The 22,277-nt window shown below is 62.7% G+C and carries 16 protein-coding genes, 1 tRNA gene and 1 riboswitch; of the genes, 9 read left to right on the top strand and 8 right to left on the bottom strand.

The window, feature by feature from the left end; genetic code table 11:
• Window positions 1-88: 88 nt before the first annotated feature.
• Complete coding sequence (locus tag HDE78_RS19815; RefSeq protein ID WP_179482745.1) at window positions 89-1,585, top strand: amidase; 1,497 nt, start codon at window positions 89-91, stop codon at window positions 1,583-1,585.
• A 435-nt stretch (window positions 1,586-2,020) separates the two neighbouring features.
• Window positions 2,021-3,244, top strand: a complete 1,224-nt coding sequence (locus HDE78_RS19810) for a GAF domain-containing sensor histidine kinase (protein WP_255457923.1) — start codon at window positions 2,021-2,023, stop codon at window positions 3,242-3,244.
• A gap of 44 nt (window positions 3,245-3,288) precedes the next feature.
• Here the strand turns inward: HDE78_RS19810 and HDE78_RS19805 are convergent, their stop codons facing one another.
• Both HDE78_RS19805 and HDE78_RS19800 read right to left on the bottom strand, forming a co-directional pair.
• Window positions 3,289-3,708: a hypothetical protein gene (locus HDE78_RS19805; protein WP_179482743.1), complete on the bottom strand. Its 420-nt coding sequence runs from the start codon at window positions 3,706-3,708 to the stop codon at window positions 3,289-3,291.
• Between the two features lie 128 nt (window positions 3,709-3,836).
• Window positions 3,837-4,184, bottom strand: coding sequence for a hypothetical protein (locus HDE78_RS19800; RefSeq protein ID WP_179482741.1), 348 nt, complete (start codon window positions 4,182-4,184; stop codon window positions 3,837-3,839).
• A gap of 492 nt (window positions 4,185-4,676) precedes the next feature.
• On the opposite strand from HDE78_RS19800, the gene HDE78_RS19795 reads away from it, so the two are divergent.
• Window positions 4,677-4,985 carry a hypothetical protein gene (locus HDE78_RS19795; protein WP_179482739.1) on the top strand — a complete coding sequence of 103 codons (309 nt, stop codon included), beginning with the start codon at window positions 4,677-4,679 and terminating at the stop codon, window positions 4,983-4,985.
• Window positions 4,986-5,048: 63 nt separating this feature from the next.
• Here the strand turns inward: HDE78_RS19795 and HDE78_RS19790 are convergent, their stop codons facing one another.
• Entirely contained in the window at window positions 5,049-5,855 is an 807-nt protein-coding gene (locus tag HDE78_RS19790) for a CHAD domain-containing protein (RefSeq protein ID WP_179482737.1), read from the bottom strand.
• A gap of 170 nt (window positions 5,856-6,025) precedes the next feature.
• Here HDE78_RS19790 and HDE78_RS19785 point away from each other — a divergent pair, with 170 nt between their 5' ends.
• The 3 genes from HDE78_RS19785 to HDE78_RS19775 all read left to right on the top strand — a co-directional run bounded on the left by HDE78_RS19785 (window position 6,026) and on the right by HDE78_RS19775 (window position 11,196).
• The gene (locus HDE78_RS19785; protein WP_179482735.1) at window positions 6,026-7,621 is read left to right on the top strand and encodes an inorganic phosphate transporter; all 1,596 of its coding nucleotides are present in this window, start codon (window positions 6,026-6,028) and stop codon (window positions 7,619-7,621) included.
• A gap of 97 nt (window positions 7,622-7,718) precedes the next feature.
• Window positions 7,719-7,868, top strand: coding sequence for a hypothetical protein (locus HDE78_RS19780; RefSeq protein ID WP_179482733.1), 150 nt, complete (start codon window positions 7,719-7,721; stop codon window positions 7,866-7,868).
• Between the two features lie 415 nt (window positions 7,869-8,283).
• Complete coding sequence (locus HDE78_RS19775) at window positions 8,284-11,196, top strand: response regulator (RefSeq protein ID WP_179482731.1); 2,913 nt, start codon at window positions 8,284-8,286, stop codon at window positions 11,194-11,196.
• Window positions 11,197-11,295: 99 nt separating this feature from the next.
• On the opposite strand, the gene HDE78_RS19770 is transcribed toward HDE78_RS19775, so the two are convergent.
• From HDE78_RS19770 to HDE78_RS19755, 4 genes are all read right to left on the bottom strand, one after another.
• The gene (locus HDE78_RS19770; RefSeq protein ID WP_179482729.1) at window positions 11,296-13,416 is read right to left on the bottom strand and encodes a catalase; all 2,121 of its coding nucleotides are present in this window, start codon (window positions 13,414-13,416) and stop codon (window positions 11,296-11,298) included.
• A 193-nt stretch (window positions 13,417-13,609) separates the two neighbouring features.
• Window positions 13,610-16,486 (bottom strand): aminomethyl-transferring glycine dehydrogenase, encoded by a 2,877-nt coding sequence (gcvP, locus tag HDE78_RS19765; protein ID WP_179482727.1) that lies wholly within the window; start codon window positions 16,484-16,486, stop codon window positions 13,610-13,612.
• 40 nt (window positions 16,487-16,526) lie between these two features.
• Window positions 16,527-16,654: riboswitch (glycine riboswitch) on the bottom strand.
• A 170-nt stretch (window positions 16,655-16,824) separates the two neighbouring features.
• Window positions 16,825-17,289, bottom strand: a complete 465-nt coding sequence (locus tag HDE78_RS19760; RefSeq protein ID WP_179482725.1) for a nuclear transport factor 2 family protein — start codon at window positions 17,287-17,289, stop codon at window positions 16,825-16,827.
• 105 nt (window positions 17,290-17,394) lie between these two features.
• A tRNA-Leu gene (locus tag HDE78_RS19755) sits at window positions 17,395-17,481 on the bottom strand.
• 281 nt (window positions 17,482-17,762) lie between these two features.
• Here HDE78_RS19755 and rnr point away from each other — a divergent pair.
• Genes rnr through HDE78_RS19740 form a run of 3 tightly spaced genes read left to right on the top strand, consistent with a single transcriptional unit; the run spans window position 17,763 to window position 21,408 of the window.
• A complete protein-coding gene (gene rnr, locus HDE78_RS19750) occupies window positions 17,763-20,375 on the top strand; it encodes a ribonuclease R (protein WP_179482723.1) in 2,613 nt (870 codons plus the stop codon).
• Entirely contained in the window at window positions 20,372-21,118 is a 747-nt protein-coding gene (rlmB, locus tag HDE78_RS19745; protein WP_179482721.1) for a 23S rRNA (guanosine(2251)-2'-O)-methyltransferase RlmB, read from the top strand. Before rnr ends, rlmB begins: the two co-directional genes overlap by 4 nt.
• Window positions 21,115-21,408 carry a hypothetical protein gene (locus tag HDE78_RS19740; protein WP_179482718.1) on the top strand — a complete coding sequence of 98 codons (294 nt, stop codon included), beginning with the start codon at window positions 21,115-21,117 and terminating at the stop codon, window positions 21,406-21,408. The genes rlmB and HDE78_RS19740 overlap by 4 nt, the downstream gene beginning before the upstream one ends.
• Before the next feature lie 111 nt (window positions 21,409-21,519).
• Here the strand turns inward: HDE78_RS19740 and phoU are convergent, their stop codons facing one another.
• Window positions 21,520-22,245: a phosphate signaling complex protein PhoU gene (phoU, locus tag HDE78_RS19735; protein ID WP_179482716.1), complete on the bottom strand. Its 726-nt coding sequence runs from the start codon at window positions 22,243-22,245 to the stop codon at window positions 21,520-21,522.
• Window positions 22,246-22,277: the final 32 nt, after the last annotated feature.

Below are 22,277 nucleotides of genomic sequence, written 5' to 3'. Positions count from 1 at the left end.
AGCGAATTGATATACAACCGCGGTCGCACGATGGAGCATCGGCGAAATCAGGCGGCACGCGACCTCACCGGGGATGGAAGGACTGCGCATGTTCAATGAATACCGCGATTACGATGCTACGGGTCTCGCCGCGCTGATTGCCCGCGGGGATGTGTCGACGGCCGAGGTGCTGGAGGCGGCCTTGGCACGCGCCGCCGAGGTCGATCCGAAGCTGGCGGCCATCTGCATTCCGATGGAAGCGCTGGCACGCGAGCGCGCGAAGCTGCCATTGCACGGTCCGTTCGCGGGCGTGCCGTTTCTGCTGAAGGATATTGCTCAGGATTATGCCGGCGTGCCGACCACGGCCGGGAGTAGGGCGCTGCGGCACTGGACGCCGACGCAGCACGCCGAGATCGTGAAGCGTTTTCTCGATGTCGGGCTGGTGATCTTCGGCAAGACGGCGACGCCGGAGTTTGCGTTCAAGGGCGAGACGGCACCGCAGATCTGGGATCAGCCCACGCGCAATCCGTGGGATCTTCAGCGCACGCCGGGCGGTTCGTCCGGCGGCAGCGCTGCGGCGGTCGCGGCAGGTATCGTGCCGGCGGCGGGTGCGTCGGATGGCGGCGGTTCGATCCGCATTCCGGCCTCGTACTGTGGCTTGTTCGGATTGCGGCCATCGCGCGGTCGTGTGCCGAGCGGGCCGACCCACGGCGAGTTCTGGGACGGTGCATCGAGTCAACACGCACTGACGCGCAGCGTGCGCGACTCGGCGCGGCTGCTCGATGCGATTGCCGGTATCGAAGCGGGCGCACCGTTCGCGATCGCGCCGCCCGAGCGTACCTATGCCGAAGAGATGCAGCGGCCGAGCGGAACGCTGCGCATCGGCTACAGCGTGACGTCGCCTCTGGGCACGCCGGTGCATCCCGAATATGTGCAGGCGGTGATGCGCACGGTGAAGCTATTGACCGATCTTGGTCACATGGTGGAACCGGCTCAGCCCGAGGTCGATGGCCACGCGCTGGCGCGCAGCTTCATCACTCTGTACTTCGGTCAGGCCGCGGCGAATATCGCGCAGGCGAAGCGGCTGACCGGTGCGAGCGATGAGGCGTTCGAACTGGAGACGCGCGTGCTTGCGTTGTTGGGCCGCACGCTCGGCACCGGCGAGTACGTCGATCAGCGCAGCCGCTGGAACGACTATGCTCGCGCGCTCGGTCGCTTCCATCAGACCTACGATCTTTACCTCACGCCGACCGCTGCGCAGCCGCCTAACCGCATCGGCGAACTGGCCACACCGCCGTTACAGCAGGTGGCGGCGAAGGTGGTGCTGGCGCTCGGTGCGGGAAAGCTGCTTTTCAAAAGCGGCATGGTCGATCAGCTGGTGGCGACGAGCCTGCAGCGCGTGCCTTTTACTCAGCTGTCCAACCTCACCGGCACGCCGAGCATGTCGGTGCCGCTGCACTGGGCGCCAGCGGAAGAGGGCGGCGTCGAGCTGCCGTACGGCGTGCAGTTTGTCGCGCGCTTCGGCGACGAAGCGATGCTGCTGCGACTCGCCGCTCAGTTGGAGCAAGCGCAGCCGTGGGGCGAGCGTAGGCCGCCGATGGCGTAACAGGCATCGACGCGTACCGTGAAACGCGAGCTAGGAAAAGCGCGGCGTTGCCGGGCTTTTCCTGCGGCCAGCTTGCGGATGGTCGAGTGTTGGCGTGGTCCAGCCGGACGCGCGAATGCGTTCCTCCCTATCGCCGCCGCCGGCAAGAAAGTCGAAAATGGTTCAGTCGACGGCGCCTCCGCTGATCCGATTCCGGCTTGGCCAGTAGTCACGAAGATACGCAAAAACACCGCAGTTACCGCACGGCTTGCATCCATGGGCGCGATGTCGCCACCGTGCCGTATTTCGCAAGTCGGAGCGCGAAGAAAACCGTATTGCGCCGGGCGCTCTTTGGCTATGATCAGGGAGCTGGAACGTTTGGTCGGTCGGCGAGGAACAGCCAGACCTTTTTAGTCGGGTCTCGTAGCTAAAATTTTTCACAAGGATTTGACGATCTTGTTGAAACAGAATCTATCACCTGATTTGACTCCGCTGCGCCACGCGCATCGGCTGGCGACGCTGTATTCCTACGAGATTCTGGATACGCAGCGCGAATCCGTCTTCGACGACATCACCCGGATGGCATCGACGATCTGCCGTACGCCGATCGCCTCGATCACGTTGATCGACGCCGAGCGCCAATGGTTCAAGTCCGAGATCGGATTGGGCAAATCGCAAACGCCGATCAGCGCGTCGATCTGCGCGCACGTGGTGTTGGAAAACGATGTGCTGGTCATTGCCGACACCAGCGCCGATCGGCGCTTCGGCGGTAATCCGCTTTATACCGGCGACCCCGATCTGAAATTTTATGCCGGCGCTCCGATCACTACCGCCGACGGCGTGACGCTCGGTACCATGTGCGTGCTCGACACGGTAAGCCGCAGCCTTACGCAAGAGCAAATCGACATGCTGCGAATGCTCGCGCGTCAGGTGATGATGCATCTGGAGTTGCGCAGGATGCTCAGGCTCAGCGAGAAAACCAGCGATTACCGGGCACGCATGCTGGCCAGCGCGGCGCACGATTTGCGCCAGCCGCTGTTCGTGGCGTCACTGTCGGTGCAGAGTCTGCTGCAGGAGGCCGCGCCGCATCAGCTCAAGCGGCTGACGCTGGCCAACGGCGGTCTGGAAACTATTAAGAAGGGCTTCAATCGCATGTTGATAGCAGCCAGCGGGCATGCGTCATTCACCCTGGCGGAATTGGACGACACCGATCTGGGCGATGTGCTCGAATTTATCCACGCCAATTTTTTGCCGCTGGCAGAGCGTAAAGATATTCGCCTGAGCGTTTTGCGAACGCGTCTGCATGTCCACAGCGATGCCGTTCAACTGGAAACGCTTATCGGCAACCTGGTTGCCAATGCGGTGAAATATACCGAGGCCGGCGGACGCGTTGTGGTGGGCTGCCGTCGTCATGCCGACCACGTGGCGCTGCATATCATCGACACGGGTATCGGCATGGCCAGCGAATCGGTCAATACCTTGTTCGAGGCGTTCAGGCAGGGCGATGCGCAATCGGAGGGATTGGGCCTGGGTTTGTGGATCGCTAAACGTACGGCAGAGGCCTTGGGTGTTTCGGTGCAGATTCACTCGGTGCCGGGAAGGGGAACTCACTTCATTCTGAGCCTGCCGTTGAAGGCTTCGACCGAACCGTCGAGCGAGCCGATCGTCCAGGTAAGATGATTCAGACGCCGGTTTGCTAAGAGCCCGATCGGGTGGCACAGGCTCTATTTCAGCGGCAGCATATCCGGATCGAACGTACGCCAAGTGCCGTCGGCACCCTGGATGGCGATGCATGCTTGGTCGCCAAAATTTTTTGCAGCCTTTTTGGCAGACTGCATGGCAAAGGATAGCGCTTTGACGCGTGAGTCAAAGCTCTTGCGGCCTTCAGCGAGGCCATCCAGATACCAGGTGTCTGTGTTCCCCTGTTCGTAGGGAATCTCGTAGAAGATCATCGATCTGGCCGTCCTGAAACGCTGCGCGTGCGTTCGGGCGTATTTTCGGAAAAACGGTGCATTGTCCACGTGAGGATGAGTTGCATACGCTAACTGGGCGCTGCCAAGCACGTGAAGGCCATCACTCGTCGGCGTATCGCATCGCCTTGCGCCACCATCCCAATGATCGCGAAGGCACAACGCGTTGCTCATACCCGATCTACCGGATCAATAAAAACGCACCGCCGACCAGTCGCTGACGGTGCGTATGGTTCCTGGCCTATCGCAAGGCTCAGGCGAGATGCGCTTTCAATGCCATAGACGCCAGATCAATGCATCGATCAGTGCTTCTGGCGCCGAATACGGCGGCTGTCGCGATTCTCCGACTTGTTCAGGCGTCTATCCTCGCCCTTGGTGAGGTGGCCGTTGTGTTTGGCCTCGTCGGCGCTTTCGCGCTGGGCAATGTTGGCGTCCTGCTTTTCGTCGCGGGCGGCCTGCTTGCCATTGATCGTGCCGTTGGCTTCACCGTTTTGAATGCGATTTTGCTGATTGCTCAGGCGCTGATTGACTTCGTTGACGCGCGGATGGCCGGGTACGCTGGTGTCCTGCGCCATTACCGTACCGGAGACGAGCGCCGAAAAAGCAACCAAGCCAAGCATGCCGAGGCGAAATTTTGCGTGGGTTTTCATAATTGCATCCTTAGTGAGTAGGTAAGCATGGATGGATATGACGGCGGCAGGCGTTGCCTGCGCGAAGTCATGCCACGGTGGCAGGCCTGGGATACGTACCTCGCGATCGACATCTCCCGTGCCGTTGTCGAGCGTGCCGATCGCGTTCGTTACGTAAGTCGATCGCTGGCAAGCAGAACTGGAGAACGGGATGTATCCGCAGGGCGTTGACACACTTCTTTACATAGCTGGCTGCCGTTCAGTCTCGCTGCCTTGCAGCAATCGGTCGCGTTGAAGGCTCGATCGAATCGCACTGGTATGATCGGCATTGCGACGGGGGAACATGGCAGGTACTTGGCTGCTGTCGAGAGAGCGCCACGTTTGCCTGCGCTGTCGCCGCAGGCGTGACAAAGGTGCGGCGGTTGGTTGTCGTCATCACGCAAAACACGGTTATTCTTTTGATCGCAGTCGCGTCGTGCGTACGCGGTCGCAACGACGCTTGGCGACGTGCGCATGAGCGGATCGCTTCCGGTCGTCACGTTCAACCCGTGTCCCGCGATCGAGCGCGCAGGCAGCGTTTCGACCGTTCGATTTCATCGCGTATCGCGGCACCTATCTCTCATGTTGCCCGGGCAGCTCAATGACGCGCTGCGAGGGTTTTTCAACCGGCATATTCGCGGGCTGCTCGATGCGCATATCTGGTCCAGTGCCGGCACGGCCGTCGTATCGATGAATGCTTTCAGTGCGTTTCGCTTAGCCGGCGGCTGGTGGTGCCGGACGAATAACGCGCTGTTGCTGATGGCCGGCGTGGCCCTGATCTGATTTGTTTTTAGCCAGCACCTGCTGAACCTGCATCTGAACTATGGACCGACGCTCGTCCGCAAATCAGTAACGCGCGAGCTTCGTTTCCAGGCGCAGCCGTTTACGCAGGTTGGCGAGCATCGTGGCATCGGGAAAGGTTTTCAGCGCTGCGCGCAGTACCTGGATATCTTGCCGCCAGCCGAGCTGATCGGCCAGTTGCGCGAGTGCCTTGGTGGATTTGTTTTTGTGGACTTCACTGGCCTGGATCGCTACGCCCGCCAGACGATTGAGCGTGTGAACGGCTTCGAGTTGCAGGCGCAGACGCCGCACCCGTCGTCGCCAGCGGTGCAGGCTGGCTGGTGTGCCCTGTTCCGCAGCGTCGCGTTCGGACTTGTTGACTCGTCGATGGCTTTGCTTGACCGACTGCTGCAGAGATTTTTGCGTGACGCGCTTCCAGCGGAGCTTGTCGAGCACGATGACTATATCCGCCATGGCGGCGATGCGCCGGGCGAAGCCTGGGTCTTTGTCCAGCTCCGTTTCCAGCAGCAAATCGCGCTGCACGGCCAGCACTTGCGCGGCGATCGCCCATTCGCCGGTTTCGTCATCGGCAGCGAGTTTCTCTGCTATCGCTACCGCCACCTGCGAGTCGCGCAGCGCCGACAGCCGCCTCGCCTGATGGCGCAGGGCGATATCGATCTTTGCGGTCTCGGCTCCCACGGCGTCGCTGACCAGCGCGAGCAGGCTGCGCAACCTGCGCAGGGCTTTGCGCGCTTCGTGAACACCGCGATGGCGATCTTTCCGGTTGGCCAAGGCTTTGGCGACCGCCTTGCACTCCTTCCGGGCAAGCGCGGCGAGCGAGCTGCTCATGGTAGACAACGTGTCGGCATTCATGAATCAGACGATCCTTGGCTGGCCAAGCGGCCAGTGTAAGGCGCAACCCATGCGGCCGTGACAATTTCACGGCACAGGCGTGGATGAGCGCATTCCCAGTCCCGCGATGACACACGCAGGTCACAATCGGCTGCTTAAGTCGATGGACCTTGTCCTGCCGGTGCTTAACCATGAACAGTTCGACCAGCGAAGACTTGATCGACAGTGTGAAGGGCTCCGCAAACCAGCGGCTGTTCGGCTTCGGCCTTTTCGGCCTATGTCTGTTGCTGGCGACGATCTACGTCGGCGTGCAGCTCAACCACGATTTGACGATCGCACCCTCGGGCACGGCCGTGAGCTATTTCCTGCTCGCCACGGCGCTGCTGATCGCGCTGGGCTTCGAGTTCGTCAACGGCTTTCACGATACCGCCAACGCAGTAGCCACGGTGATCTACACGCGCTCGCTGCCGGCGAGTTTTGCGGTGGTCTGGTCGGGGGGCTGGAATTTCGTCGGCGTGATGGTTTCCAGCGGCGCGGTGGCCTTCGCGGTGCTGCAGCTGTTGCCGATCGACCTGGTGCTCAACGTAGGCTCCGGGGTGGGCTTCGCGATGGTGTTCGCGCTGCTGATCGCGGCGATCATCTGGAATCTGGGGACGTGGTCGCTCGGTCTGCCCTCATCGAGCTCGCATACGCTGATCGGCTCGATCATCGGCGTGGGCCTGATGAACCAGCTGATGCACGGCGGTGCTGCCAGCAGCAGTGTGGACTGGAGCCAGGCCTGGAACGTGGGCAAGTCGCTGCTGGTGTCGCCGCTGGTCGGCTTCTTTTTCGCGGCGCTGCTGCTGTATGCCCTGAAGCTGCTGGTGCGCGTGCCGGCGCTGTATGCCGAGCCGAAGGGCGATCAGCCGCCGCCGTTCTGGATTCGCAGCATTCTGATTCTTACCTGCACCGGCGTGTCGTTCGCGCACGGCTCCAACGACGGCCAGAAGGGCATGGGCTTGATCATGCTGATCCTGATCGGCACGGTGCCGGCCGCCTACGCGCTGAACCGCACGGTGACACCGAGCGAGACGCAGACCTTCATTTCGGTGGCGCATCATGCCAGCGAAGTGCTGGGTCGCTACACCGCCGGCGTCGCACCGGTGACTTCGCCGCGCGACGAGATCGAGCATTACATCGATAGCCATCAGGCCACGCCGGCAACCCTGGTGGCCTTGCGCCAGCTGACCGACACCATCGGCAGCCAGGCCGGGCAGAGCCCGTCGCTGTCGGACGTGCCGCAGACCCAGGTCAACAACGTGCGCAACAATATGTACCTGACCTCCGAGGGGCTGCGGCTGATGGCCAAGGCCAAGCAACCGAGCTTTGCGCCAGCGGATCAGGCCGTGCTGGACAATTACCACAGCCTGCTGGACCGCTCGACCAAGTTCATTCCGACCTGGGTCAAGGTGGCCGTGGCCATTGCGCTGGGCCTGGGCACCATGGTCGGCTGGCGGCGCATCGTGCGCACCGTCGGCGAGCGTATCGGCAAGCAGCATCTGACCTATGCGCAGGGCGCCTCGGCCGAGCTGGTCGCGGCGATCACCATTGGCGCGGCCGATCGTTTCGGCCTGCCGGTAAGCACGACGCACGTGCTGTCGTCGGGCGTCGCCGGCGCGATGGTGGCCAACGGCTCGGGCTTGCAGTGGAGCACGATACGCAGCCTGCTGATGGCATGGGTGCTGACCCTGCCGGTATCGATTGCGCTGGCGGCAGGGCTGTTTTGGGCGTTCCGCCACGTGTTCTGAGCATCCACGGCAGCCGTCTGACAACGGAAGTGGTCCGACATCGCAGTGCCACTTCGCGTCTAGGAAACAGCTTTCCTCGTATTTCACCGTTGGCACGGTGATTGCGTCGCATCCGAAGATCAGGGTGCTGGTGGTCTCGGGTTATGCCGATGCGGCGGCGTTCGCGCCGAATATTCCGCATCTGACCAAACCCTTTCGGGAGGACGACCTGGTGGCCCTGCCCAATCATGGCAAGCGGCAAGGCTAGTTTTTGCTGGTTTCAACGATGCTTGATTCTTAGAGCCTGTTCAAAGTCTCCGCGTGGCCCGCGCAGGGAGCTGTTTGCACGCAGGCCAAGGAAGAACGAGGGAGTGGACGTCCGTCCACGACCGAGTGATGACGCCGGATGGCGGGCAAACAGACCCGGCCCTGCGGGTTGCCGCGCCGTGGCCGCCAGGCGGCAGCGCGCGGTTTAACTTGCCAGCCAGGCAAGTGCTGCACCACGCACCACCATCTGGCGGCCACGGCGAGGCAACGCGAGCTACGTGGAGACTTTGAACAGGCTCTTAGTCGGCTTCGTCGCCATGCGCACGACATCGACGGGCCATCGTGTGTGAAAAGGGATTGACGAATACCCCGCTAGACTAGGGGACAGATCACACCCTGTGGACGAGACCGGATCGATGCACGATGTAAACCCTGAGCTCACCTGCGAGGTGATGTCCGCCATGCTGGCGGCCAGCCCGGACTGCGTGAAAATACTTTCCGCCGCGGGGGAGATTCTGTATGTGAACGCGCGGGGTGCCGAGCTTATGGGGCTGGACTCTGTCGGCGACATCACCGGGCTCCATTACCTCGACCTGTGGCTGGAACAGGACCGTGAGCGGATCGATCACGCGGTGAGGCAGGCGGCGTCCGGGCGAACGGCGCGTTTTGAGGCCTGCTGCAATAACGCAAAGCACGAATTGATGTGCTGGGAAGTGAGCCTGGCACCGTTTCAGGCCGAAGGGATGCCGGCGCAGATCGTTGGCATTTCCCGCGATATCTCCGAGCATCGGCAGAGCAAAATCGCACTGAGCGCGAGCGAAAGCGAGCGCCAGCAGGCGGAGCTGCGCCACCAAGCACTCAGCGAGTTGAGCACCAGACTGTTCGATCTGGACGATACGTCCGACTTGGCCTACGCCTCGGCCGAAATTCTCGGTCGCACGCTCAACGTCAGCCGGGCCGGCTACGGCACCATCGATCCGATCGCCGAAACGATTACCATCGAACGTGACTGGAATGCCCCGGGCATCCAAACCATCGCCGGCACGCTGCATTTTCGCGACTACGGCTCGTATATCGAAGACCTCAAGCGCGGCAGCACGGTGGTCTTCGCCGACGCGTACAAGGATCCGCGCACGGCTGAAAACGCAGACAAGCTCAAAGCCATCAGTGCTCAGTCGGCGGTCAATATGCCGATTACCGAGCAGGGTGGCTTTGTGGCCATCATCTACACCAATCATGAAAGCGCGCGGGAATGGACCAGCGCGGAGCTGATCTTCATGCGCGATGTCGCCAATCGCACGCGGGTAGCCATTGAGCGGCGTCGCGCCGAGCAGGAACTGCGCGAAGTCGCGGCATCGCTGGAACAGCAGGTGGCGGCGCGTACTATCGAGCGCGACCGCATTTGGCGCCTGTCGATCGACCTGATCCTGATCGTGCAGATCGACGCCCGCATCGTAGCCACCAACCCAGCGTGGACACGCATTCTTGGATGGCACGAAGACGAACTGATCGGCAGCAACCTGTTCGATCTGCTTCATCCCGACGATGTGGAATCGACCCGTAACGAAGTCGGCCGCATGTCGGAAGGGCATGTGGCCATCCAGTTCGAGAACCGCTACCGCCGGCGTGACGGGAGCTACTGCTGGATATCGTGGAACGCGTTTCCGAACGATGGTCTGATCCACGCGGTCGGCCGCGACGTAGGCAGTGAGAAAGAGCATGCCCACGCGCTGGCGCTGGCGCAGGAGCAGTTGCGCCAAGCACAGAAAATGGAAGCCATCGGCAAGCTGACCGGCGGCATCGCACACGACTTCAACAATCTGCTGCAGGTCATCAGCGGCAACCTGCAGCTGCTCAGCAATGACGTGGCCGGCAACGAACGCGCCGAGCGCCGCGTGGTCAACGCCATGGCCGGCGTCTCGCGTGGATCGAAGCTGGCCTCGCAGCTGCTGGCCTTCGGCCGTCGCCAGCCGCTGGCACCCAAAGTGGTGAACCTGGGGCGGTTGATTCGCGATCTCGATGATCTGTTGCGCCGCGCGCTGGGCGAGGCGATCGAAATCGAAACCATTGCCGCCGGCGGCTTATGGAACACCTTGATCGATCCGGCCAACGTGGAAAATGCCTTGCTCAATCTGGCGATCAACGCGCGCGACGCGATGAACGGCCGCGGTCGTTTGACCATCGAGGCAGGCAACGCCTCGCTCGACGATCATTACGTGCAGACCAATCCCGATGCGATGCCGGGTCAGTACGTGATGCTGGCGGTGAGCGACACCGGCTGCGGCATACCCGACGACATCATCGGCCAGGTGTTCGAGCCGTTCTTCACGACCAAGCCGGAAGGCCACGGTACCGGGCTTGGGCTGTCGATGGTCTACGGCTTCGTGAAGCAGTCCGGCGGCCACATCAAGGTGTATAGCGAGCTGGGGCAGGGAACCACGATCAAGCTGTATCTGCCGCGCTCGGTGCAGACCGAGGACGTGATCATCGACCACGATTCGGGTGTCGTGACGGGCGGTACGGAAACCATTCTTGTCGCCGAGGATGACGACGCGGTGCGCGACACCGTCGTCGCGCTGCTGTCCGACCTCGGCTATCGGGTGCTCAAGGCACGCGATGCGCAGGGTGCACTGACCGTCATCGAAAGCGGCATTCCGATCGACCTGCTATTTACCGATGTGGTGATGCCCGGCTCGCTGAAAAGCCCGGAAGTGGCGCGCAAGGCGCGCGAGCGGCTGCCGCATCTGGCGGTGCTGTTTACCTCGGGCTACACGGAAAATTCGATCGTGCACGGTGGGCGCCTCGACGAAGGCGTGGACCTGCTGACCAAACCGTATACGCGTGAGGCGCTGGCGAAAAAGCTGCGTCAGGTGCTGGCCGCCCAGGCGCTGCGCAACGAAAAGGCGACCATGGCGATCGAGTCACCGTTGGCCGTATCCAGCCCTGAGGACGTTTCCGGGTCGACCGGCAAGCGGCGCATTCTGGTGTGCGAGGACGACTGGATGATTCGCGTAAGTATCGTGGATATTCTCGAGGCGAAAGGGTATGCGGTCATCGAATCGGGCGATGCGGCGCAGGCGATCAATGCGTTCGACGAGCACCCGATCGATCTGCTGCTGACCGACGTCGGCCTGCCCGATATGTCCGGTGTCGACTTGGTCAAGGCCCTGCGCGAAAAGCAGCCGCATCTGCCGGTTATTTTCGCGACGGGTAACGACATGGTGAGCGGTATCGATCTGGACGCTCGGACGCGCATTCTGCAAAAGCCGTACGGTTCCGATGCGTTGCATCAGCTGATCGTGCATTCCTTCGAGGAACAGCGGTCGTGAGTTGCGGCTGTTGATGTCTTCGGTCATCGGCAGCCGTCACATCTCGAAAGAAAGGCCGCCCTGTAACGGGCGGCCTTTCTAGTTTCATGCTTCACATGCTCAGGCAAGCGTGCGCAGCTTGGCCTCGCGTTCCCATTGGCGGGTTTTCGCTGCCTTGATAAAGCCCTTGGTGTCGTCGGTATCGACCACGCCCGCATCCTTACCGACGCCACCGGCTGCCAGCACGGCCTGCGCGCCTTCGTCGGCAGCGATGGCCTTGAGATGACCGAACGCTTCACGGGAAAAATCCACGGCGGCCGCCACGCCGGCCAGCTGTTTACCCGCTGCCGGGGACAGCACCAATGCCACCGCGTCGAATATCAGCGACGGTGTGCCGTCGAGCTGGCCATCGGCTGCGGTGCTTTTTCCGTCGCTGAGCTTGATGCCGCCCACGCGGGTGGCGACGAGTTTCGTCGCGCCTCCTGCAGCTTCGACGGCTTTCTTCACCGATTTGATCGTGGCTGCATCGGAGCCGTCGTGAATGAGGATGCCGACGGTACGGCCTTTGAGCGTGTCCTTCATCTTGCCGATGATCTGCAGCGCCGGCGACACCTTGGCATCGTGCGTTTCCACCGCGGCTGCCGGTAGGGCAGGGAGATCGTCCAGTCCCAGTCCGTCGGCAACGCGGCGGGCAAGGTCTTCGCCGATATGCCGCAGATGGCCGACCACAGCCTCGCGCACATGCTGGGTCTCCACCTTGGACAGTTCGAACACTAGTGCCGAAGCGATATGCGCCTGCTCGTACCTGGTCTGGCTGCGGAAAAACTGGCGCGCCTGGCTGTAGTGGTCGGCGAAGCTTTCCGGGCGAACGCGGCCCTTGGCGCCGTCGGCGTCGGCGACCGCGGCGCTACGAAAACCGGCCAGCGTTTCGCGCGGCGAGGTGGGATCGAGCGAGCTCGGCTCGTAGCTCACGCGGCCCTTCGGCACCTGCATCTGCATATGCCCGTCGCGCTGCTGATTGGCGAACGGGCACTTGGGCGCATTGATCGGCAGTTGATGGAAGTTCGGCGAACCCAGGCGCGATAGTTGGGTATCGAGATACGAGTGCAGGCGACCCTGAAGCAACGGATCGTTGGAGAAGTCGATGCCGGGCACCACGTGCGACGGGCAGAACGCCACCTGCTCGGTTTCGGCGAAGAAATTATCCGGGTAACGATCGAGCACCATGCGGCCGATCACCGTGAGCGGCACCAGCTCCTCCGGAATCAGCTTGGTCGGGTCGAGATGGTCGAATGGGAAGGCGTCGGCCTCTTTTTCGGTGAACAGCTGCACCGCCAGTTCCCATTCGGGATACTCGCCGGCCTGGATCGACTCGAACAAATCGCGACGGTGGAAATCCGGATCCGCGCCGGCCAGTTTGACCGCTTCATCCCACACTGTGGACTGCAGGCCGAGCTTGGGCCGCCAGTGAAATTTCACAAAGGTCGATTTGCCTTCGGCGTCGAGCAGACGAAAGCTGTGGATGCCGAAGCCTTCCATCATCCGCAACGAGCGCGGGATCGTGCGGTCGGACATCGCCCACATGATCATATGCATCGATTCGGGCGTGAGCGAAATGAAATCCCAGAACGTGTCGTGTGCCGACGCGGCCTGTGGAAAGCCGCGGTCCGGCTCCATTTTCACGGCGTGGATCAGGTCCGGAAACTTGATCGCGTCCTGGATAAAGAACACCGGGATATTGTTGCCGACCAGATCCCAGTTGCCCTCCTTGGTATAGAACTTCACCGCAAAGCCGCGCACGTCGCGCGGGGTGTCGATCGAGCCCGCACCACCGGCCACAGTGGAGAAGCGTGTGAACAGCGGCGTCTTCTCGCCGACCTCCGTGAGAATTTTTGCCGTGGTGTATTTCTTCAGCGACTTGGTCAGCTCAAAGTAGCCGTGCGCGGCCGAGCCGCGCGCATGCACGATGCGCTCGGGAATGCGCTCATGATCGAAATGGGTAATTTTTTCGCGCAGAATGAAGTCTTCCAACAGCGTCGGACCGCGTGGCGAAGCCTTCAACGAATTCTGATTGTCCGACAGCGGCAGACCTTGATTGGTCGTCAGCAGCGGGTGTTGGCCGCCGGCGAGCTGGTGCAGCTCGTCGCCGTTGCCGCGTTGATCTTTTGACTTGACTGCCGGCTGCCTGCTGGTGACAGATTTTTTAGATGAAGCACTGGAATTTTTTTTGGCGTTGGCCATGGGTTCTCCGAAGCGATCGATGGTGGAGGTCTGAGGACGTCTATCAACGGTGCGCTCCGGCAAGTGAATTGCCCGTGCTTCAAATGTGTGTGAAGAGATCGATGAATGGCGCAATGGTCGATCGCCGCTAAACGATGGCAAAAAAAGCCCCGCGACGCGGGGCTTTTTATCGAGCAATAGTCAGTCGATCAGATCAGGCGTCGGCTTCTTCCTTGTACGCGTCGATCGGAATGCAGGCGCACATGATGTTCTTGTCGCCGTAGACGTTGTCTACGCGGGCCACCGGCGACCAGTACTTCTGCAACTTCAGGCTGGGCAGCGGGAAAGCCGCCAGCTCGCGCGGGTAGGCGTGCTTCCATTCGCTGGCGCTGACCTTGGTCGCCGTGTGCGGTGCGTTTTTCAGCGGGTTGTCTTCGCGATCGAGCTTGCCTTCCTCGACCGCGCGGATTTCCTCGCGGATCTGGATCATCGCGTCGATGAAGCGGTCGAGCTCGTGCTGCGATTCGCTTTCGGTCGGCTCGACCATCAGCGTGCCGGAGACCGGGAAGCTCAGCGTCGGCGCATGGAAGCCGAAATCGATCAGGCGCTTGGCGACGTCCTCGGCACCGATGCCGGTGGCGTCCTTCAACGGGCGCAGGTCGAGAATGCACTCGTGCGCGACCAGGCCGTTGCGTCCGGTATACAGCGTCTTGTAATGCGGCGCCAGCCGCTTGGCCACATAGTTGGCGTTGAGCAGGGCGACCTGGGTCGCCTTGCGCAGGCCTTCGCTGCCCATCAGGGTGATGTACATCCACGAGATCGGCAGGATCGAGGCCGAGCCGTTGCTGGCCGCGCTGACCATGCCGACCGCGCCTTCTTCGCCGAACTTCTTCGGCAGAAACGGGGCGAGATGGGACTTGACCGCGCACGGGCCGACACCCGGTCCGCCGCCGCCGTGCGGAATGCAGAAGGTCTTGTGCAGATTCAGATGCGACACGTCCGAGCCCCACTTGCCGGGCTTTGCCACTCCGACCAGCGCATTCATGTTCGCGCCATCGGTGTAAACCTGGCCGCCGTGCTGATGGATGACGTCGCAGATCGCCACGATGTCTTCCTCGAACACGCCGTGCGTGGACGGGTAGGTGATCATCAGTGCCGCGAGGCGATCGGAATACTTCTCTGCCTTGGCGCGGATGTCGTCGACGTCGACGTTGCCATTGGCGTCGCACTGGGTCACCACGACCGTCATGCCGCACATCTGCGCGGACGCCGGGTTGGTGCCGTGGGCGGATTCGGGAATCAGGCAGATATCGCGATGGCCTTCGTTGCGCGAGCGGTGATACGCGCGGATCGCCAAGAGGCCGGCGTATTCGCCCTGCGCACCGGAGTTGGGCTGCAGGCTCACCGCGTCGTAGCCCGTGCATTCGACCAGCATCGCCTCGAGCGTATCGATCAGCTGGGTGTAGCCCTGCGTCTGCGCCGAAGGCGCCAGCGGGTGGATATTGCCGAACTCCGGCCAGGTCACCGGGATCATCTCGGCGGTGGCGTTGAGCTTCATCGTGCAGCTACCCAGCGGGATCATCGTGCGATCCATCGCCAGATCCTTGTCGGCCAGCGCGCGCATGTAGCGCAGCAGTTCGTGCTCACTGTGATGCGTGTTGAACACCGGATGCGTGAGGAAGGCGCTGGTGCGGCGCAGGCCGGCGGGCAGGGCGTCGTCGGTGCTGGCATCCAGCGCGTCGATGTCGTCGATGGCCACACCGGCGCCGAACAGCTTGGTCAGTGCGATTACGTCCTCGCGCGTGGTGGTTTCATCCAGGCTGATGCCGAGACTCCGGCCGTCGATGCGACGAAGGTTGAGCCGCGCCGATTCGGCCTTGGCGTGGATGGCCTCGGCGTCGATGTCGACCACGTGCAGTGTGTCGAAGAAATCCGGCCCGACGGTGATGCCGGCCTTGCCCAGCGCATTGGCCAGGATCGCGCTGAGGCGGTGCACGCGACGGGCGATGCGGGTCAGGCCTTCGGGACCGTGATACACCGCGTACATGCTGGCCATGACGGCGAGCAGCACCTGCGCGGTGCAGATATTCGACGTGGCCTTCTCGCGGCGGATGTGCTGCTCGCGAGTCTGCAGGGTGAGCCGATACGCCGGCTTGCCTTCCGCATCGATGGATACGCCGATCAGGCGGCCCGGCATCGAGCGCTTGTACGCATCGCGGCAGGCCATGAAGGCCGCATGTGGGCCGCCGTTGCCGAACGGTACGCCGAAGCGCTGCGAGTTGCCGACGACGATGTCGGCGCCCCATTCGCCTGGCGCCGCGATCAGGGTCAGCGCCAGCAGGTCGGTCGCCACCGCGACGAGCGCGCCGCGCGCATGCGCGGCATCAGCCAGCGCCTTGTAGTCATGGATCTGGCCGAAGGTGTTGGGGTACTGCAGCAGCACGCCGAAGCTGTCGACGCTGGCGGCTTCGGCGTCATCGCCGATATGCAGCTGCAGGCCCATCGCTTCGGCGCGGGTGTGCAGCACTTCCAGCGTCTGCGGATGCACGCCGCGCGACACGAAGAAGACATTGGACTTGGACTTGCACGAGCGCTTGGCCAGCGTCATCGCCTCGGCGGCGGCGGTGGCTTCGTCCAGCAGGGACGCGTTGGCGATCTCCATGCCGGTGAGGTCGGCGCATAACGTCTGGAAGTTGATCAGCGCTTCCATGCGGCCCTGCGATATCTCCGCCTGATACGGCGTGTAGGCCGTGTACCAGGCCGGATTCTCGAGGATATTGCGCAGGATCACGTTCGGCGTGTGCGTACCGTAGTAGCCCTGGCCTATAAAACTGCGGAACACCTGGTTCTTGTCGGCGATGGCGCGGATCTTGGCCAGCGCTTCGACCTCGGTGATCGCCTGCGGCAACGCCAGCGGCGCCGACGATTTGATCGAGGCCGGCACGATCGCGTCGGTCATCGTTTCCAGCGACTCATGGCCGATCACGTGCAGCATCTGCGCGATCTCGGCATCGTTCGGGCCGATATGGCGCTCGACGAAGGCGTGGTGATGCTCGAGTTCGCGCAGGGAAGGGGAATGTTTGTGGCTCATGACTGGAGGCATCCAAAGGCAACGTGCCGTGCCGCACGTCGGGCGCCCCTCTGTCCTTTTGCCTGAGAGTTTGGAAACGCGCCAGTCGAGATCAACGTCGATGTCAACAATGTGGCGTTTCGTGCACCTTCGGCGCCGGATCGAACCGGTCTCTCCAGAGTGTTTGCGCGTGGTGGTACAGGAGCCTGAGCGATTACGGGCGTTGCGTCTTCGGCAGCGGAATGGCCGGTCTGGCGCCATCCGCTTCTCCCACCATGCGTTTACCGCCCGAATTATACAGGGAGAGCGACGCGATATTCGTTAGCGCAGCGGATGCTGCGACAGTGTGGCCGGCCGGTTCAAAGCCCCAGATCGCTCAGTTCGGGCGCGTCATCGGGCCGGCGACCCAGCGGCCAATGAAACTTGCGGTCGGTTTCCTTGATCGGGTGTTCGTTGATGCTGGCCAGACGCCGCCGCATCAGGCCGTCCTCATCGAATTCCCAGTTCTCGTTGCCGTAGGCGCGAAACCACTGGCCGCTGTCGTCGTGATACTCGTAAGCAAACCGCACGGCGATGCGATTGCCGGCGAAGGTCCATAGTTCCTTGGTCAGCCGGTAGTCGAGTTCCTTCGCCCACTTGCGCGTGAGGAAGGCTTCGATCTCTGCGCGGCCGTGGATGAATTCCGCACGGTTGCGCCATTGGCTGTCCGACGTATAAGCCAGCGCGACCTTGGCCGGGTCGCGGCCGTTCCATGCATCTTCGGCCATGCGCACTTTCTGGATCGCGGTGGCTTCGTTGAACGGCGGCAGCGGCGGACGCGACATGTTGAACTCCGTAGGTGGCGAGTTCGTATCGTATCGCCGATCGACGCCGTCGCGGATTCCCCAAAAGACGAAGGCCGCCTTTGTGGGGCGGCCTTCGTTTACAATTGGTGCCCGGGAGAGGACTCGAACCTCCACGGAGTTGCCCCCGCTAGCACCTGAAGCTAGTGCGTCTACCAATTCCGCCACCCGGGCAGGGTCTCACTGGGCTGTACAAGCTGCGTGAGCCGCGTAATGTAGGCACCTGCCGGTGGCTTGTCAACACTTTTCACCCTATTCATCGCGTCGTGTCATCCTTCGCGCCGCGAACAACTCAAGGTAACTTAGTGACTAGAAAAACATCCTCCCCGTCTGGCAAGGGCCAGTCCGGAAACGGACAAGAGTCCGGCCCGACCCAAGGTCGCGCAAAACCTGCCGGCCGAGCGCCGCGAAATGGCGGTGCTTCGGCACCTCGCAACAAAGCTTCTGGCGGCGCCGTGCGTGATCCGCATGCGGCTCGCGAAGCGCAGAAGTACGACCGTCCCATTCCCAGCCGCGAGGCGATTCTTGCGCTGCTCGAAGAGCGCGGCGAGCTGCTGACCGAGGTGCGCATCGCCGAAGCGCTGGCGATCGACGACGAGACCGATCTCGAGGCGCTGCGCAAGCGGCTTGGCGCGATGGTCCGCGACGGCCAGCTGCTGCTTGGACGTCGCGGCGGCTACGCGCCGACGCAAAAGCTCGACCTGATCGCCGGCCTGGTGATCGCCAACGCCGAGGGCTACGGTTTTCTGCGTCCTGACGCGGGCGGTGATGATCTCTATCTCTCGCCGCAACAGATGCGCGCCGTGATGCACGGCGATCGCGTGCTCGCCAGCGTGGTCGGCATCGATCGCCGCGGGCGTCGCCAGGGCGCGATTGCCGAAGTGCTGCAGCGGCGCTCATCGCGACTGGTCGGCCGCGTCATCGTTGAAAACGGTGTCACTTCGGTAACGCCGGACGACCGACGCATTCTGCAGGAAGTGGTCATCAAACCCGGCGAAGAACAGGGCGCAACCTCGGGGCAAATCGTGGTGGTCGAAATTACCGATCCGCCCACCTCGCAGCGCGGTCCCAAAGGCGTGATCAAGGCGGTGCTGGGCGAACGCCTGCAGCCGTCGCTGGTGGTGGAGATGGCGATCGCCAGCCACGACCTGCCGCACGAATGGCCGGCCGAAGTGCTGCGCGAAGCCGCGCAGGTCGAACCTCAGGTCAGCGCGGCCGAGCGCGAAGGCCGCATCGATATCCGCTCGCTGCCGCTGGTCACGATCGACGGCGCCGATGCACGCGACTTCGATGATGCGGTATATGCCGAACCGCGACGCGGTGGCGGCTTCCGACTCATCGTGGCGATTGCCGACGTGTCGCACTACGTGCGCCTCGGCAGCGCCTTGGACAGAGAGGCCTACGAACGCAGCACGTCCACTTACTTCCCCGGTTTCGTCGTGCCGATGCTGCCGGAAACCCTGTCCAACGGCATCTGCTCACTGATGCCCAAAGTCGAGCGGATGTGCATGGTCTGCGATATGCAGGTCGATGCCGAAGGCAATGTGGTCAAGTCGAAGTTCTACGACGCGGTAATGCTGTCCCACGCGCGGCTGACCTACGACAAGGTGTGGCAGGCGGTGGGGCTGCGCGAGGAAGAAGCGCTGCAGGAAGTGGCCGACGTGCTGCCGCAGCTGGAGAACCTGCACGCGCTGTACAAGGCGATGGCGGCCCAGCGCAAGCGGCGCGGTGCGATCGATTTCGAGACGCCGGAAGTGAAGTTCCGCCTCGACCAGACCGGCAGCGTCGAATCGATGGGCGCGACCGAGCGCAACGACGCGCACAAGCTGATCGAGGAGTGCATGATCGCGGCCAACGTGCAGGCGGCGCTGTATCTGGAGAAAAAGAAAATCCCCGCGCTGTTTCGCGCGCACGAGCCGCCGCCGGCGGAAAAGTACGAGGACCTGCAGCAGTTCCTGCGCGAGTTCAAGCTGAGCATGCCGTCGGTCGATCGAGTCACGCCGGCCGATTTCTCCGAAGTGCTGCGTATGGTCAGAGATCGTCCCGAGCGCGAGCTGATCCAGTCGGTGCTGCTGCGCTCGCAGAGCATGGCAGCGTATCAGCCGGACAACCGCGGCCACTTCGGTCTGGCGTTGACGGCCTACGCGCACTTCACCTCGCCGATCCGCCGCTATCCCGACCTGCTGGTCCATCGCGCGATCCGTTTTGCGCTGACCGGCCGCAAGCCGAGCGATTACAGCTATACGCCGGCGGAAATGGCCGCGATGGCGATCCACTGTTCTCAGCGCGAACGCCGTGCCGAGGAAGCCGAGCGCGACGTCGACGAGCGCTTCAAGTGCGCATGGATGGAAAAGCATATCGGCAGCGAGTTCGATGGCGTGGTCACCGGCGTCACCTCGTTCGGCCTGTTCGTGGAGCTGAACGAATCCAAGGTCTCCGGCCTGGTACATATCAGCCAGCTCGCCAACGATTACTACCACTTCGATGCGATCCGCAAACTGCTGAAGGGCGAGCGCACCGGCACGCAGTTTCGTCTCGGCGATCATGTGCGCGTGCAGGTGCTGCGTGCCAGCCTGGAAGATCGCAAGATCGATTTCCGACTGGTGCCCACGCGTGCTGCGGCAGCTCCGCCGCAGGCGGCCGGCAAGGCTTACAACTACGCCGCTGCGGGCGAGCGTTATTCGCTGCCGAAAAAGCCGGTGGCCGAAGCGAAGGCGCCGGGTATGTTCGGTCGTGCCGCTAAGGCCATCGGTCGTGCCTTCGGTCGTAAGGATGTCGCCGTGGTGGAGGCGCCCGCACACGTTGACCACGACGAAAATCCGCCGTCGCGGCGTTCCTATGCGTCGAACAAGCCGGCCGAGTCCGGCCAGCGTCCGCGGCGCGGTTCGGCATCGACGGATGCATCGCCCAGCCGCTCCGGCAGCGGCTCCCGCGGTAAAGGGCAGGGGCAGAATCGCTCGGGGCGTGCCGCACAGGCTCCCGTGGCGACACCATCCAACGCGGCGCCATCCGGCGGCAACCGCAACAAGCGCGGGCCGCGTAAACCGAAACCGAAAGGTAAACCATGAGTGAGAGCTGGATCGTCGGGATCAACCCGGTCGAAGGTGCATTGAGTAACGACGCGGAGCGCGTGCGCGAGCTGGTGGTGGAGCAGGGCCAGCGCAATGCGCGCGTGCTCGAGCTGGCCGAGCGGGCGAAGGCGCTGAAGATCACGGTCAACCATCGTCCGCGCGAGCAGTTGGACAAGCTCGCCGGCGAGGCGCGCCATCAGGGCGTGGCTGCGCTGTACGAGCCACCGCCGATGGCGCATGAAAACGATCTGGCGGCGCTGATGGAGCGCGACGGCAGCGGCACCCTGGTGCTGGTGCTCGACGGCGTCACCGATCCGCACAACCTCGGCGCCTGCCTGCGCAGTGCGGCCGCCGCCAAGGTTACCGCGGTGATCGTGCCGAAGGATCGCGCGGTCGGCCTGACGCCGGTCGTGCGCCGTGCGTCGGCCGGTGGCGCCGATCGCGTGCCGCTGATTGCGGTGACCAATCTGGCTCGCACGCTGCGCGAGTTGAAGGATGCTGGCGTGTGGATTACCGGCTTGGACGGCGAGACGGAAACGTCGATCTACACGGTCGATTTCAAGGGGCCGGTGGCCATCGTGCTCGGCAGCGAAGGCGAGGGCATGCGACGGCTGACGCGTGAGCTGTGCGATTTCGTGGCGAAAATTCCGATGCCGGGCACGATGGAGAGCCTTAACGTCTCCGTCGCTACCGGTGTGGTTTTATTCGAAGCCTTGCGTCAACGGAGTGCAGTGAAATGACTTTTTTTTGGCACGACTGGGTGGGTTATATCGGCGTGTTCTTTGTGCTGCTGGCCTATCTACTTTTGCAGGCACACAAGATCCGTGGCAACGGGCTGACTTACCAACTCTTGAATGTGCTGGGCGCGATCGGCGTGATCCTATCGCTGGTTTTCGGGCTGGGGCCGATCAACTGGCCGGCGTTCCTGATGGAACTGGCCTGGGTCATCATCGGCGTGTTCGGTATCGTGCACGGAACGCGGCTTCGCCAGCGCGCCCGTGAAAAAGGCCAGAACATGCCGATATGGTGAGCGACGTCGTGCGATGGTTCTTACCTAGGTACAGCTAGGGCGAACGACGGTTAGTCGGAAAAAAGAAGCGCGTGATGCGCTTCTTTTTTTGCGTCAATGGTCCAGCTCGGCTTATTCGCCGAGCTTGCCGAGCTCAGGATTCGACGTGAAATCGCGCTTGGTGCGCTGCTTGTTCAGCGGCTCGCCGGTGACCTGGAACCACACGTTTTCGGCGATATTGGTGGCGTGGTCGCCGATCCGCTCGATGTTTTTCGCCATGAACAGCAGATGCGTGCACGGGGTGATATTGCGCGGGTCTTCCATCATGTAGGTCAGCAGCTGGCGGAAATAGCCGGTGTAGGCGTCGTCGAGTTCCGCGTCGTCCTTCCAGACCTGGTAGGCCTTCTCGGCGTCCTGGTCGCGATAGGCCAGCAGCACGTCGCGCACTTCGGTGGCGGCCAGCTCGGCGAGGTAGTTCAGTCCGGCCGTCGGCGCCACCGGCGCCACCATCGATAGCGGGATCGAACGCTTGGCCACATTGGCCGCGTAGTCGCCGATGCGCTCGATGTCGGCCGCAATGCGCAGCGCGGCGAACACGTTGCGCAGGTCGCCGGCCATCGGCGCGCGCAGCGCGAGCAGGCGCACTACATCGTGGCTGATTTCCTGTTCGAGTTGGTCGATGGCCTCGTCGTTGCCGACGACGCGCTGGGCGGCGCGTTCGTCGCGGCGGTCGATCACGTCGATGGCCGCTTCGAGCTGGCTCACCGACAACTCGCCCATGCGCACGATTTCGCCGGTCAGCCGGGTCAGTTCGCCGTCATAGCTCTTGATGATGTGTTCTTTGCCGGTGCTGCTCATAGGTGTTCTCTCATGCATCAAGTAGGGAGTGC

This window comes from Rhodanobacter sp. K2T2 (assembly GCF_013408815.1).
In the GTDB taxonomy this organism is placed as follows: Bacteria; Pseudomonadota; Gammaproteobacteria; order Xanthomonadales; family Rhodanobacteraceae; genus Rhodanobacter.
Note: the sequence above shows the minus strand (reverse complement) of the source record. Positions and strands in the feature narration are given on the sequence as shown.

What these genes read in the sequence shown, in the direction of transcription:
- HDE78_RS19815 (WP_179482745.1), top strand. Translation starts at nt 89, where the DNA reads ATGTTCAATGAATACCGCGATTACGATGCTACGGGTCTCGCCGCGCTG.
- HDE78_RS19805 (WP_179482743.1), bottom strand. Translation starts at nt 3,708, where the DNA reads ATGAGCAACGCGTTGTGCCTTCGCGATCATTGGGATGGTGGCGCAAGG.
- HDE78_RS19800 (WP_179482741.1), bottom strand. Translation starts at nt 4,184, where the DNA reads ATGAAAACCCACGCAAAATTTCGCCTCGGCATGCTTGGCTTGGTTGCT.
- HDE78_RS19795 (WP_179482739.1), top strand. Translation starts at nt 4,677, where the DNA reads ATGAGCGGATCGCTTCCGGTCGTCACGTTCAACCCGTGTCCCGCGATC.
- HDE78_RS19790 (WP_179482737.1), bottom strand. Translation starts at nt 5,855, where the DNA reads ATGAATGCCGACACGTTGTCTACCATGAGCAGCTCGCTCGCCGCGCTT.
- HDE78_RS19785 (WP_179482735.1), top strand. Translation starts at nt 6,026, where the DNA reads ATGAACAGTTCGACCAGCGAAGACTTGATCGACAGTGTGAAGGGCTCC.
- HDE78_RS19775 (WP_179482731.1), top strand. Translation starts at nt 8,284, where the DNA reads ATGCACGATGTAAACCCTGAGCTCACCTGCGAGGTGATGTCCGCCATG.
- HDE78_RS19770 (WP_179482729.1), bottom strand. Translation starts at nt 13,416, where the DNA reads ATGGCCAACGCCAAAAAAAATTCCAGTGCTTCATCTAAAAAATCTGTC.
- gcvP (WP_179482727.1), bottom strand. Translation starts at nt 16,486, where the DNA reads ATGAGCCACAAACATTCCCCTTCCCTGCGCGAACTCGAGCATCACCAC.
- HDE78_RS19760 (WP_179482725.1), bottom strand. Translation starts at nt 17,289, where the DNA reads ATGTCGCGTCCGCCGCTGCCGCCGTTCAACGAAGCCACCGCGATCCAG.
- rlmB (WP_179482721.1), top strand. Translation starts at nt 20,372, where the DNA reads ATGAGTGAGAGCTGGATCGTCGGGATCAACCCGGTCGAAGGTGCATTG.
- HDE78_RS19740 (WP_179482718.1), top strand. Translation starts at nt 21,115, where the DNA reads ATGACTTTTTTTTGGCACGACTGGGTGGGTTATATCGGCGTGTTCTTT.
- phoU (WP_179482716.1), bottom strand. Translation starts at nt 22,245, where the DNA reads ATGAGCAGCACCGGCAAAGAACACATCATCAAGAGCTATGACGGCGAA.